Source organism: Herpetosiphon gulosus (genome assembly GCF_039545135.1).
Taxonomy (GTDB): Bacteria; Chloroflexota; Chloroflexia; order Chloroflexales; family Herpetosiphonaceae; genus Herpetosiphon; species Herpetosiphon gulosus.
In genome coordinates this window covers 60,204-73,503 of the sequence record NZ_BAABRU010000021.1, presented here as the reverse complement: position 1 = coordinate 73,503, position 13,300 = coordinate 60,204, and the positions used below count along the sequence as shown (strand labels likewise).

General features: G+C 50.7%; 12 protein-coding genes. 4 read left to right on the top strand and 8 right to left on the bottom strand.

The window, feature by feature from the left end; genetic code table 11:
* Positions 1 to 112: 112 nt before the first annotated feature.
* Positions 113 to 2,437 carry a GH116 family glycosyl hydrolase gene (locus ABEB26_RS22255; RefSeq protein ID WP_345724284.1) on the top strand — a complete coding sequence of 775 codons (2,325 nt, stop codon included), beginning with the start codon at positions 113 to 115 and terminating at the stop codon, positions 2,435 to 2,437.
* Between the two features lie 97 nt (positions 2,438 to 2,534).
* Here ABEB26_RS22255 and ABEB26_RS22250 read toward each other — a convergent pair whose 3' ends face one another.
* Complete coding sequence (locus ABEB26_RS22250; protein WP_345724283.1) at positions 2,535 to 2,993, bottom strand: ribosomal protein L7/L12; 459 nt, start codon at positions 2,991 to 2,993, stop codon at positions 2,535 to 2,537.
* Positions 2,994 to 3,559: 566 nt separating this feature from the next.
* Here ABEB26_RS22250 and ABEB26_RS22245 point away from each other — a divergent pair.
* Both ABEB26_RS22245 and ABEB26_RS22240 read left to right on the top strand, forming a co-directional pair.
* Positions 3,560 to 4,399: a patatin-like phospholipase family protein gene (locus ABEB26_RS22245; protein WP_345724282.1), complete on the top strand. Its 840-nt coding sequence runs from the start codon at positions 3,560 to 3,562 to the stop codon at positions 4,397 to 4,399.
* Positions 4,400 to 4,460: 61 nt separating this feature from the next.
* The gene (locus ABEB26_RS22240) at positions 4,461 to 5,168 is read left to right on the top strand and encodes a hypothetical protein (protein ID WP_345724281.1); all 708 of its coding nucleotides are present in this window, start codon (positions 4,461 to 4,463) and stop codon (positions 5,166 to 5,168) included.
* A gap of 47 nt (positions 5,169 to 5,215) precedes the next feature.
* On the opposite strand, the gene ABEB26_RS22235 is transcribed toward ABEB26_RS22240, so the two are convergent.
* Complete coding sequence (locus ABEB26_RS22235; RefSeq protein WP_345724279.1) at positions 5,216 to 6,958, bottom strand: FG-GAP repeat domain-containing protein; 1,743 nt, start codon at positions 6,956 to 6,958, stop codon at positions 5,216 to 5,218.
* Positions 6,959 to 7,110: 152 nt separating this feature from the next.
* On the opposite strand from ABEB26_RS22235, the gene ABEB26_RS22230 reads away from it, so the two are divergent.
* Positions 7,111 to 7,923 (top strand): alpha/beta hydrolase family protein, encoded by an 813-nt coding sequence (locus ABEB26_RS22230; RefSeq protein WP_345724278.1) that lies wholly within the window; start codon positions 7,111 to 7,113, stop codon positions 7,921 to 7,923.
* On the opposite strand, the gene ABEB26_RS22225 is transcribed toward ABEB26_RS22230, so the two are convergent.
* The 6 genes from ABEB26_RS22225 to ABEB26_RS22200 form a co-directional block, all read right to left on the bottom strand.
* The gene (locus ABEB26_RS22225; protein WP_345724277.1) at positions 7,899 to 8,339 is read right to left on the bottom strand and encodes a hypothetical protein; all 441 of its coding nucleotides are present in this window, start codon (positions 8,337 to 8,339) and stop codon (positions 7,899 to 7,901) included. The genes ABEB26_RS22230 and ABEB26_RS22225 overlap by 25 nt on opposite strands.
* A 111-nt stretch (positions 8,340 to 8,450) precedes the next feature.
* The gene (locus ABEB26_RS22220; RefSeq protein ID WP_345724276.1) at positions 8,451 to 8,909 is read right to left on the bottom strand and encodes an SRPBCC family protein; all 459 of its coding nucleotides are present in this window, start codon (positions 8,907 to 8,909) and stop codon (positions 8,451 to 8,453) included.
* Positions 8,910 to 8,932: 23 nt separating this feature from the next.
* Positions 8,933 to 9,967, bottom strand: coding sequence for a GTP 3',8-cyclase MoaA (gene moaA / locus ABEB26_RS22215; RefSeq protein WP_345724275.1), 1,035 nt, complete (start codon positions 9,965 to 9,967; stop codon positions 8,933 to 8,935).
* Between the two features lie 74 nt (positions 9,968 to 10,041).
* Entirely contained in the window at positions 10,042 to 11,121 is a 1,080-nt protein-coding gene (apbC, locus tag ABEB26_RS22210) for an iron-sulfur cluster carrier protein ApbC (RefSeq protein WP_345724274.1), read from the bottom strand.
* Positions 11,122 to 11,403: 282 nt separating this feature from the next.
* The gene (locus ABEB26_RS22205; protein ID WP_012187922.1) at positions 11,404 to 12,237 is read right to left on the bottom strand and encodes a DegV family protein; all 834 of its coding nucleotides are present in this window, start codon (positions 12,235 to 12,237) and stop codon (positions 11,404 to 11,406) included.
* Positions 12,238 to 12,420: 183 nt separating this feature from the next.
* A complete protein-coding gene (locus tag ABEB26_RS22200) occupies positions 12,421 to 13,269 on the bottom strand; it encodes a DegV family protein (protein WP_345724273.1) in 849 nt (282 codons plus the stop codon).
* Positions 13,270 to 13,300: the final 31 nt, after the last annotated feature.

Here is a 13,300-nt window from a genome sequence, read left to right as displayed (position 1 = left end):
AACAACCAGAACAAAGGCGTGTAGACTTTGGCGTTGCTGAGGTCTGCACGCCGTTTTGTATCTGTATCGATCAGTGTTTGGGCACAGCACCCAAACATAGGAGCACAGGATCATGACCGAACAACGCCACCATCCCTCAATTCCTCTCGCTGCGTGGCAACGCCCACTTGGCCTCGATTATCCGAATGCGGCGATTGCCGCCCACGATCATGGGCCGATTATTGACGATGGAGTCTTTCATGGTTTGCCAATTGGTGGCATGGGCAGTGGGGCGATTGGCCGCAACTTTCGCGGCGATTGGTCACGCTGGCATTTAGAGGTTGGCAAACACATACATCGCAGCGTTTGGCCGAATCAATGGAGTGTTTTCTGGCAAACTGCTAGTCAACAAGCCGCCCAAGTCTTATGCACGACCCAACCAGATACTGATGAATTGAGCACTTGGAACTGGAATTATCCAGTTGGCGCTGGCAATTATCATGCGCTTTTTCCCCGCGCTTGGTTCGATTATCAACACCCCGATTGGCCGCTCGAATTGGTGCAAGAGCAATTTTCACCAGTCTTGGCAGGTAATCTCAAGGAAAGTAGCTTTCCAGTTGGTGTGTTTACGTGGCGCGTAACCAACCGTGGCAGCGAAACTGTTCGCTTGGGATTAATGCTGACGTGGGAACATACCCGTGCGGTCGAAGCTGCTGGCTTAACCTTGCAACGTCAACACAACGCTTGGAACGATGGCAACAGCGTTGGCGTAACTTTGGCCCAATCCAGCGATCAAGCCTTGAGCAGCCATAATGGCACATGGGCTTGGGCGGTGCAAGCACCAGAATCGGCTAGCGTCAGCCAATGGACATGCTGGGATGTTGCGCAAGATGCTGCCGCGCTGTGGCAAGATTTTGCTAGTGATGGTCAATTAGCCGAATATCCAACCAGCCAACAGGTTGCTGCTGATCAACGTAGCGCAACGGCGATTGCTGTCACGCTTGAATTAGCACCTGGTGCTAGTGCCGTGCTTCCCTTCAGCCTCGCATGGGATTTCCCAATCGTCGAGTTTGCTGATGAAAGCCGCTGGTACAAGCGCTATACCCATTTCTGGGGCACGAACGGCGATCAAGCTCAAGCCTTGGCGGTTGCTAGTTTGACCAATGCCGATGCTTGGCGCAAGGCAATTGAAGCTTGGCAAAACCCAATTCTGAATGATGATCAACGGCCACTCTGGTATAAATCTGCTCTTTTTAACGAACTCTATTATTTGGTTGATGGTGGGACGTTGTGGGTTGATCGGGCGGTTGGCGAGCCGGAGCCTGCGGCTGATGCTGTGGGCTTGTTCAGCTACCTCGAATGCTACGATTATCCCTTCTATGGCACGCTCGATGTGTCGTTCTATAGCTCGTGGAGCATCTTTGCCCTGTGGCCAGAGCTTGAACGTGGCGAAATTTTGGCCTTCTCCAAGACGGTCAACGATGCTGATGATACGGTTGTAACAATTGTGGCAACTCAAGTTCCAGCGATTCGCAAGGCCGCTGGGGCATTGCCGCATGATCTTGGTGCGCCCAAAGAGCAACCATTAATCAAAACCAATGCCTACGACTTTCAAGATATCAATAACTGGAAAGATCTCAACCTCAAGTATATTTTGCGAATTTATCGCGATGTGAGCTTGTGGAACGATCAGGCCATGCTGGAAGCGACTTGGGACACGATTCCAACTGCTTTGGAATATGTTCATCAATTCGATAGCGATGGCGATGGCTTGCTTGACCATAGCGGAGCCGACCAAACCTATGATACCTGGGCCATGAGCGGCGCGGCCAGCTATTCTGCTAGCTTGTTGATTTGTGCCTTGGAAGCAGCGATTCGCTTGGCCCAACGCATGGGTGAACATGGTCAAGCCGCTGCTTGGAGCGAATGGCTGGCGGCAGCCCGCCAAAGTTTTGAAACCAAGCTTTGGAATGGCACTTATTTCCGTTATCACACCGCTGATACCGATTTGCGCGAAGTGATTATGGCCGATCAATTGGTGGGCCAATGGTATGCAGGCGCAATTGGCTTGCCAGCGGTTGCTCCCCACGAGATGATTCGCTCGGCCTTGCAAACGGTTTATCGCTTCAATGTCATGCAATATGCCAACGGCGCATTGGGTGCGGTCAACGGCATGCATCCAGATGGTACGGTTGATACCAGCTCGAACCAAGCCAGCGAAGTTTGGAGCGGCACGACCTACGCGATTGCGGCCATGATGCTGCAAGAAGGGCTTGATCTTGAAGGCTGGCAAACCGCTTGGGGAGCCTATAACGCCACCTATAACGAACTTGGATTGTGGTTCCGCACGCCAGAAGCATGGGGTATCGAACGTACCTTCCGTGCCAGCATGTACATGCGACCACAATCAATTTGGGCAATTGAGCATGCCTTAGCCGTGCGTGCCAAAAACGCCTGATCAGCGGACAAGCCTAGCTTGTCGGATCTCCTCGCGTCGCCTTGACGCAACCATGCCTCAAAACCACGCTGGATTCTGGCCCAGCGTGGTTTTGTGCTTACCAACTATCAACCATGTCTTTCGCTTCCTTCAGGCTCAAGTTGGTGGCCTGCCGTACCAGTTTAATCGCCTTAATCTTATTGCCTTGCTGAGCAATAATTTGGGCTTCGCGCATCAAATCCTCTGGTAGTTGCTGCACTGTTGGCTCAACCACCACTGGGCTGATCGGGCTTAGGCCGCGCTCGATTGCTTCGACATAATCTTTAGCTTCTTTCAAGCCGAGGCTAGTTTGCAGCCGAACTTGTTTGATTGCCTCAAGCTTTTTGCCTTGGCTTAGCAACACCTGAATTTGGGCTTGATCAAGTTTGGCTGAATTGAAGCTTGATGGTTGAGCTGGATTAATTGGTGATTGATTGAAGTTGATCATGCTGCTGGGCCGTTCGGAGCGCTTACTCCAACTCCAAAGCATCAAGCCAATTACGACCGCGATTGAAATCCATAAAATTGCGCTTGACATAGTGTTGCTCCTTTTAATTAAGCTCTTACTCGAAAGTGTACTGTAAGCGATGCATAATCGCTAGCGATTTTTTGAAACCGCCAAGAGCAATGATGGCTATTGGCTATAGGCTGAAGGCTATAGCTTTTTGATCGTTTAATGCGTCTCCGATAGCCAATAGCCCCAAGCCAATAGCCATCATTGCTCAGCATCAAGACGCGGCGTGAATAGTAAAAATTTCTATTTCAAACCGTAAGTTCACAAGGTTATAGGCTATCGATTTTTGATATTCCAATACATCCCCGATAGTCAATAGCTGTAATGGTTCATTGGGTTGGCAACCAGTGCTCGTGCCCTCACCCCCAGCCCCTCTCCCACGGCGGCAGGCGGGAGCACGCCTGGAGTGGTTCCCCCTCGCCTCGCGTGCGGGAGAGGGGGTCAGGGGGTGAGGGCATGCTGGCCGTTGTTAACGCGATAAACCATTACAAATAGCCAATAGACAATAGCCCTACTCTTCTATGCTCTATGTTCTTGCGCATTCCTGTTATACTCTAACGCAGCGCGTCATTTAATTAAGGAGTTGGGTCATGCAACGCACGATTGGTTTATGTCTTGGTGGTGGGGGTGGCAAGGGCAGTGCCCATATCGGTGTGCTCCATGAATTAGAGCGGGTTGGCATCCAACCAAATATGGTGGCTGGAACCAGCATTGGGGCGATTATTGGGGCAGTAGTGGCGGCAGGCTACAATGCCACGACGATTGAGCAAGCCTTTCGTGCCACGCCGTTGCGCCGAATTCTCAGCCTTGATCCGGCGAGTTGGGGCTTGATTGGCTCGGAAAAATTGGCCGGAGTGCTCAGTGAATTATTGGGCGATCAACTGATCGAAGATTTGCCGATACCCTATGCGGCGGTGGCTGTCGATTTGGTGACTGGTCATGAGGTGGTGTTGCAACGTGGCTCGTTGGTTGAAGCGGCTTTGGCGAGTGCGGCAGTGCCTGGGGTGTTTCCACCTCGCCGCATCGGTAAATATATTTTGGCCGATGGTGGCATTCGCAATAATTTGCCAATTGATATAACCCGCCAACTTGGGGCCGAACGAGTGATTGCCGTCAATTTGATTGGCGAATTCGATCAATTTGAGGTGAGCAACGCCGCCCAAAGTAGCCTGTTTTCGTGGCGACGCTGGGTTCCGCTGACCCAATTGGCGCTAGCTGAACGCGCAATTGGGATTATGGTGCATCAAATTACCTTGCAACGTTTGCGCGAAACCCCGCCCGATTTACTCTTTAGCCCCGATGTAAATCGCATGAGCATGGCCGATTTACTGCACCTTGATGATGGGATTCAGGCGGGGATTGCTTGTGTTGCTGATTATTATGAAGAATTGCAACAATGGGCGCGTTGGCAGCGCGGCGAATTTGTCTAAGCTAAAATCGAGTACACTCTAGACCGTCATTGAGCCGACCGATTTGGTCGAAGGAGCATCTATGCGGTTGATTAGCTATTTTCTGTTGGTTTGTGGCTTGGTCGCCTGTGGTGGCGCGACAGCCACATCGGTTCCCACAACGCAAGTGGTTGCCCAAGTAAACACGGCAACCCCTGAGCCAACCTTGGTTCAGCCAACCCTTACCTCCACGATTCCCCCGACATTTACCCCGCTCCCACGCCTAACCCCAACTGTGGCCGATTTGGGCAACGTTCCAGGTAATAGCACAGCCTTTATCGAAATTAAAGGCTTGAAAACCTATACCAACCCCACCCAAGCCTTTGCGATCGATGTACCCGACGATTGGCAAATGCGTGATAGTGTCGATGCTGGTAATAATTTGCTCTTTTGGGTTGATCCCGCTGAGCAAGCTTTTATTCAGTTGTTGGTGGTTGATGATAGCCAGAATTTAATTGGCGACCAAGCTGAGTTTTTGAATGATTTTATTAGCCAAATTGTCGGGCAATCGTCGGAGTTTAATATCGATCAGCCAGTGCTACAAGCCGATGGCAACACCTATGTTTCCTATAGTTTTATTGATGAGCAAAGCTTGCTGGCGATGAGTGGCGATGGCTACGTGCGGCGTGATGGTAACTATATTAGCATCATTCAGATTTTAGTGCCGTTGGAGCAGTTTGAGGCTTTGCAACCAGATCTTTTGCGAATTGTTCAGAGCTACAAGATTGATCCAAATCTACCATTGCAATAATTAACAAAGCAGGGATGGTTGCGACCATCCCTGCTCGTACAATAATTTTAGAAATCGCAACCCATGCGGGTCATTGGCAGATAGACATTGAAATTGCCACCTTGAATTTGCTCGGGGGCAAATACTTGTTGGCGTGGTTCTGGTGGGTTTTTGACCCATGCGGTGCGCTGCAAGTTCTGGCGGCTCATCGGCCAAGGCATTAATTCAGGCAAATTGCGGCCTGGGGTTTCCCAAACATAAATATTGCCAGCCCGACTATGCGCCAAAATTTCAAGATAGCAATTGTTGTCGAGATCGGAGATGGTTGGAGCTGCTTGAATCCCTTTCTGCGATCCAGCACTATTATCGCTGGCCGTGCCTTCGTTGGGCAAGCTCAGTGGGAAGCCTGCGTGCAAGGCTCCATTGCGGGCATCAAGCGCATATAGCCCCACAACGCTTGCATAAACCCGATCAAATGCATAGGTACCAAAGACGATATCGAGCTTGCGATCACCTGTAACATCGGCAATCACCACTTCGCTGCCAAATACTTTGCGAGTTGGCGCACCTGCAACGGGTTCCTCAGCATAGAAATATGACCACATTTGCGTGCCGTTTTCGCGATATGCGCGAATCGTACCATCATCAAACGTTACCACAAATTCCTTTTTACCGTCGCTATCCAAATCAGCAACCACAATTGGATTATTGGGAGTGAAGTTGACATCCAAGGGTGCGCCAGCGCGTTTGGCATCTGTCCAGCCGGTGCGGCGGGTGCCATCTGGCTCGGTCACGAAAACCGCGCTAGCAATTTGCGGATCATAGTTGTTATTCGGTAAGCCATCTGGTGTGCGCACTTTACCAGCGGCAATTATCTCGTAACTTCCATCGCCATCCAAGTCGGCAACTGCTGGCCCAGAGCGGGTAAATTCCATATAATCATGGACATTCCAAGTGGTTTGATTAATATTTGTATAGGTTCGAATTGGCCAGCCACTATATTGGGTGCCATTATTGTTATAGCGATAGAAATAGATTTCATCGCGGCCCACCAGAATTTCTGAAAAGCCGTTATTATCGATATCGGCCAAAGCAGGGTGACCCCAAATACCCGAACCCTTTTCAGCACTTTGGGGATAGCCAGCGACGGCATTGCCGGTGTAATACCAAGCGTGGACATTGGGCGCAAAGTTGGTATTGCTGCCAGCCTCGTTGGTGGTGGTGGCAATCACTTCAAGTTTGCTATCGCCAATAATATCGGCGACAGCTACGTGTACCACCTCGGGGAAGTTGCCGTTGGTGATATAGGCCCATTCCATTTCTTTGGGCCAGCCGCTCAAGATTGCCCCATTGCGTTGATAGACAATGACTTTGCCCCGTTGACCTGCATTCGTCCCCTTGCCCCGTGTACCAACCACAATTTCCAGCAGGCCATCGTTGTTGATATCAGCGACTACCAACGAACCATTGATCCGTGGGGTATTGGCGCACGCGCCGCCAGTCATCCATGGGAAGCCAGGCAGCAATTGGCCGTAAATGTTGTAGCCCCAAATACAGCCTGTGGCATCTGCTGAAAGGATCTCGGGTGAGCCATCTTTAAATAAATCAACGACGGTTGGTGAGGAAAAATATGAGCCATTGGGCTTGGTCGCCGGAAATCCAGCCCGCATTGTGTAGGCATTGGTGGCGGCTGGGCTAGCGGGGCTTGCTGCGTCGAGTGGCTCAGCAGTGGGCGTTTCAAGCGGCTTTGCCGAAACAGTGCTCAAGCTAAAAATAACCAGCAAAACAAACATCATCCTTCGAATAACCATACTAGACACTCCTCTTGACTGCAAACGTGGCAGTTCCATGGAAATAATGGGTAGATCGTGCTATGCTAGGGCTGGATTGACCATAGGCCAACAGTCCTATTCGCCTTTAAAACTTTATTAACAACTATGTATTTTTTAATAATTAGGAACAAATGATGAGTGATTCGATTTTGGCACAGGCTGCGCCGCCTGCTGATCAGCGGATTTGGTATGGATCTGAGCCGCTTCAATTTGCTGATTTGCGCTTACCGCCAGGAATCGGGCCATTCCCAGTGGTCGTCGTTGTCCATGGGGGGTTTTGGCGAGCACGCTATGATCTTGAACATATTGGGCATGTCTGTGCAGCCCTGACAGCCTTGGGCTACGCTACTTGGAATATCGAGTATCGGCGAGTGGGCAATGCTGGTGGCTGGCCAAATACCTTTTTAGATGTTGCCCAAGCTGCCGATTTTGTGCCTAGCTTGGCCCAGCACTATCCGCTTGATCCACAACGGGTCATTAGTTTGGGCCATTCGGCGGGTGGTCATTTAGCCTTATGGCTGGCGGCGCGGCCTAAATTGGCCTCAACTAGCCTGCTATGGCAAGCCCAACCGCTACCATTAAAAGGGGTTGTGAGCTTGGCAGGTGTGGCCGATTTGGCCTTGGCTGATCAGCGCCGTCTAAGCCAGCAAGCGGTACAAGAACTATTGGGTGGCTCGCCGGAGAGCTATCCCGAACGCTATCATGACGCTTCGCCTGCTGCCTTATTGCCCTTGCATGTGCCGCAAATTGTGTTGCATGGAACTGATGATGGGCCAGTGCCCTTCGCTATCAGCCAAAGCTATGTTGAGCAGGCGCTGGCTGCTGGTGATGAGGCGCGTTTGGTGCCGCTGCCAAACGCCCATCACTTTGAGTTAATCGATCCATCGAGTCGTGAATGGCCTGCCGTTGTTGCTGCTGTTCAGAGTTTATTGGCGACCCCATAGGCTTGGCGGGTTTCTTGGCGAAGCAATAACCACAGCCCAGCGATTGGCAATAATAATGGCGTAAAGCCATAGCCAATCCCAAAATCGCTCCAAACAGTATCTTTCGGAAACCAATCGCGTTCGATCAAGGTCAAAATGCCAACCGTGATCACGCCTAAAAGTTCAATTGCACATACGCCCAAGGTTATGCGCCAAGCTTGAGGTGAGCGTCGCCCAAACCCCAAAAAGGCGACCCAATAAATTAATGCTGCTACGGTTGTTAAACCATAGGCCAGGGGTGCTTGATAGAATTTGGTGGCAACCTGGAACAAGGCACGCGCACCAGCCGAGATTGCCAGTACACAATAGGCGAAGCGTAAAACCCGACTACTGCCTGCTAAAACTTCCGATTCATTCGATTGATCAGTCCGCGCCATTGCGCTGTTATCCTTTCAACAACAAAAAACGCTGAGCAACAATGTTGACCTCAGCGTCTAAGTTTTGTATAGCATACCATAAAGTTGCTACAACTTAGGCAGCAATTGAGCTTATTTGTTGATTGATTGGCTGAATTTTTGGGCCAAAACGGTTTTGAGTACCCCCAAATGCTGGCTAGCCTCTTTGATTAAGGCTGAACGCATGAGTGGGGCAAATGGGCGTAAAAACCATTTGAAATTAATCGCTGTGCTAATGATAATCCGCGTGCCGGTTGGCTCAACCAAAAATTGATAATCCATATCCGATTGCATTAATGCTGAGCTAATTGTGAATTTGATTTGCTGTGGTGGGTTGTAGTGATACACCTTCAACAGCATTTTCATGGGAATGCCCGCAACTTTGGCGTGCTCCTCATACACTGCGCCAACACCTTCGCCGCTGAGATGTTGGGTATGGGTGACTGGCAACCACCATTCACGGTTGTTTTCAAAATGGCAAACATAGCCAAATGTCGTGCTCTGATCGGTACTGACCAATTCGTTGGCGCTGATGCGTAATGCTGTTGGCATTGGGGTTTCCTTCTGCTACACGCTTAACCACCTAACTCCGACATGCCGCGAACAGTTGGCTTAACTCCATCAGGTAGGCCATGGCCCCATGGTTTGATCCAAACTGCATGGCGAACTAAGGCTTCTAGCTCTTCGTCGCTGCTGCTACCACGCAGGGCTGCTCGGAGGTCAAGCTCATTATCGCGCAGCAAACACAGGTGTAATTTGCCATCAGCGGTGAGCCGCATGCGGTTGCAAGTGGCACAAAACGGGTCGCTAATTGAGCTAATAAAGCCAATTTTGCCTTGCGCCCCAGGAATTTGATAGGTGCGAGCCGGATCAGCGCCATACCAACCAAGAAAATCGAGGCCAAACTCAGCCTCAATTTGTGCGATTAATTGGTTGCTGGGCACAACTCCATTATCGGCAACATCGGCTACGCCAACCAAGGGCATTACTTCGATAAAACGCATTTGCCAAGGTTTATCGATCGTCAGCCGCGCCAAATTAAGCACCTCATGATCATTGACTCCACGCACAACCACACAATTGAGTTTTAATGGAGTCAGCCCAGCCTGCTCAGCGGCTTCGATGCCAGCCCAAACTCGTGCCAAATCGCCGCCACGCGTGATTTTGCGGAAGCTTTCGGGGTTGAGCGAATCGATACTGATATTGACCCGCTTGAGGCCAGCATCGGCCAATTGCTGAGCGATCGGAGCCAATAATAAAGCATTGGTGGTCATCGAAACTTCGCGAATGCCTGGAGTATTGGCAATCGCCTCGACTAGACTGACCAAATCGCGGCGCAAAGTTGGCTCACCACCAGTCAGCCGAATTTTTTCAAAGCCAGTTTGAGCCATAATCCGTACCAAACGAATCAACTCAGCATTGGTGAGCAGTTCCGGCTTGGGTGCAAATTGCATGCCCCATTCAGGCATACAGTAAAAGCAGCGAAAATTACAGCGATCGGTTAATGAAATCCGCAGGTAATTAATCCGCCGCCCGTGGGCATCGTGGGCTGGGGCGTTGCTACGGGTTTGCAGCGTTTGAGGTTGTTCCAACAATTCTATCGGCATCATCGGCTTGCTCTTTCAGACAACAATGACGCATAGCAGCAGCCATGCGTCATTGAAGCGTTGCCAGTGGCAAGGCGCTAGGCCGCCACCATGGTTTCAATACTGATGCGGCCTGCTAAAGTGCGAGCAACATCGCGGAACGAATCAGCATAGGCATCTTTGGCGCTTTGGGTAACCGCTGGTTGGCCAGTATCGCCACCTTCGCGAATTGGCATGCCCAAAGGTATTTCACCTAAGAATGGTACACCCAATTTGCTGCTAGCGGTTCGAGCGCCGCCATGACCAAAAATGTCGTAGCGCTTGCCAGTATCAGGTGCAATAAAGTAGCTCATGTTCTCGACAATCCCCAAGATGGGTACATTCAACTTGCGGAACATCTCAACGCCTTTAATCGCATCAGCAAGGGCTACATCTTGCGGTGTCGTTACCACAACCGCGCCAGAAAGTGGAATCGATTGCGCCAATGTGAGTTGAATATCGCCAGTGCCAGGTGGCAAATCGACGATCAAATAATCGAGATGGCCCCAATCAACCTCGAACAAAAATTGGCGCAACATCGATGAAATCATCGGCCCACGCCAAACCAAGGGCTGGCTATCATCAACAAAATAGCCCACCGAAATGATTTTGATGCCGTGCGCTTCGAGCGGGGCAATTTTTTGATTTTCGGTAATGCCTGGTTTGCCACGTGCGCCAGTCATCAAGGGGGCGCTTGGCCCATAAATATCGGCATCAAGCAAGCCAACCTTTGCACCTTCTTGGGCCAAAGCGACTGCCAAGTTGACTGCAACCGTCGATTTACCTACGCCGCCTTTGCCCGAAGCTACCGCCAAAATATGGCTAACCCCGGGAACCCGAGCTTTATCGGGAATCCCATTGTATGACCGCACGGTCGCGGTGAAATCGACCTCGACTTCGCTTACGCCCGGCACTTGTGCCAAAGCTGCGCGAACATCGTTGGCCAGTTGTTCCTTGAATGGACATGCTGGCGTGGTGAGATCGACCAAAACAACAACCCGTCCGCCATCAATGTTAAGCTCTTTGATCATTTTGCGGGCAACTAAATTGCCGCCGAGTTCTGGCTCTTGCACCGTTGCAAGGGCAGCCAAGACTGCCTCTTGTGTTGGCGCATCCGCCCGTTTCCCAAACAAGCCCATGGTGCTATGCGCTCCTATAACAATGATGCGAGTGTCGCGCACCATTGAGCAATCTTGTTGTGCTATTTAGAACGATTATAGCACGACTAGCTATGACTTAAGTCGCTGTGGTTAAGGATGAAGGATGAATTATGAGGGATGAAGGCAGAACGCAAAAGGCAAAAGGCAAAATCAAAAGAGCGCTACTAGCGAACACAGAAACGCAGCGTTTATAATGATGAAGGATCAGAGGCAAGGCTATGGATGTTCAGCCCCGACCCCTGATCCCTGACCCCTGATCCCTTATTTATTTTTACGTACACCAGTGAAACCAAGTGCACCCGGGCCGATGTGGGTTCCCACGACCGCGCCAATTTCGGCCAGCACAATTCGATCAGCGGGGAAAATCTCGTTGAGGCTTTGGGCAAATTCGCGAGCTTCAGCTTCATTGCGTGAATAGAGCACCGCTAATTCTTCAAACGGAGCCATGCTACGAGCTTCTTCGATCAAGCGGGCCACAGCTTTTTTCTTGCTGCGCACTTGCTCGAACGGTTTTACCTCGCCATCACGCACATCGATAATCGGCTTAACATTCAGTAACGTACCAAGCAAGGCGCGGGTTTTGCCAATGCGGCCACCCTTTTCGAGGTAGCGCAAGGTATCCAAAGCTGCCAACAAGCGGGTGCGCTCGACGATGCTATGCACCAATGCCACAATCTCATCAGCCGATTTGCCTTCTTTGGCAGCGCGGGCAGCCAATAATGCCGCCCAACCTTGCGACATAGTGGTGCTTTGCACATCGATCACCCGAATATCAAAATCGGGCAATAATTCGGCTGCTTGCTGGGCCGAGCGAATTGTGCCACTCAATTTGCCAGCAATATGAATCGAGATAATTGGCTCGTCGTTGCCAATTGCCCGATACAATTGCTCAAACGCGCCGACTGAAGGCTGCGAGGTTGTCGGCAAATTGTTGCTTTCAACTAAGCGAGCATAAAATTGATCATGAGTAATTTCCACACCATCGGCAAATGATTCAGCATCGAAATTAACTGTCAATGGAATCACATGAATGTCGTTTTCTGCTGCCAAACCAGCGGGAATATCAGCAGTGCTGTCGGTTACAATAATCGCCACTTGGCCTCCTTCTGGCATTATTCCAGCCACATTCTTACGAGCAACATTCGGCCAATTGGCAAAGCATTGCTCGCTCAGGGAATAGCTACCCCACGCAGCCGTATAATAGCCGAAAATGGCGCTGCGTGGGGTGTTGCTTTTGGTTTATTCAAGGGTTGATTGCTGCGCAGATCCGGCGCTGGGTTACTCCATGCCTTCGTAGACCACCACACCCATGGCATTTGGCCCAAGGTGCGCCCCAAGCGCTGGCCCATATTCGACAATCATAACTTGATCACGCGGATAGATTGGGTCGATCTTTTCGAGCAATTTCTCAACATCATCAGGTGTGGTGCTGTGCATAATTGCCACTTGTTCGACCTTGGGGAAATCTTCGATAAAGGTAAATAAGCCTTCGATCGCTTTGGCTCGGGTGCGGGTGCGATCGTAGGGCACAATTTCACCATCATCAAGAATCAACAACGGCTTGATCCGTTGCATCGAGCCAAGCATGGCTGAGGCTTGGGATAAACGCCCGCTGCGTTCGAGATAATCAATTGAATCAACAAAAAACACCACATGGGTCAATTGAATAGTTTGCATGACAACGCGATGCACTTCATCAATTGAGGCTCCATCGAGCGCTGCCCGGGCTGCGGCTATTGCCACCATACCTAAGCCTAGCGAAGTCGAGGTACTATCAATTACCTCAACGCGGGTCAGCGAAGCTGGCAATTTATCGCGGGCAATCGTCGCCGCTTTAACCACGCCACCGAATCGATTCGACAAGTGAATTGAAAATACCCCGTCATATTCACGGGAAAATTGACGATAATACTGTTCAAACACTCCTGGTGCTGGTGCGGTCGTATAAGGATACGGCCCACCCTCGGCCATCCGCCGATAAAACTGCTCGTTGCTAATGTCGATTCCAGCTCGCAACGTCTGATCACCAAAATGCACATAGATTGGAATAACGGTGATATTCAGTTCTTGTGCTAGTGCTGGTGGAATATCAGCAGTGCTATCGGTAATAATCTTTACTCGCGCCATAACCCAACATATCTCCATCGCGCCGTCAGAA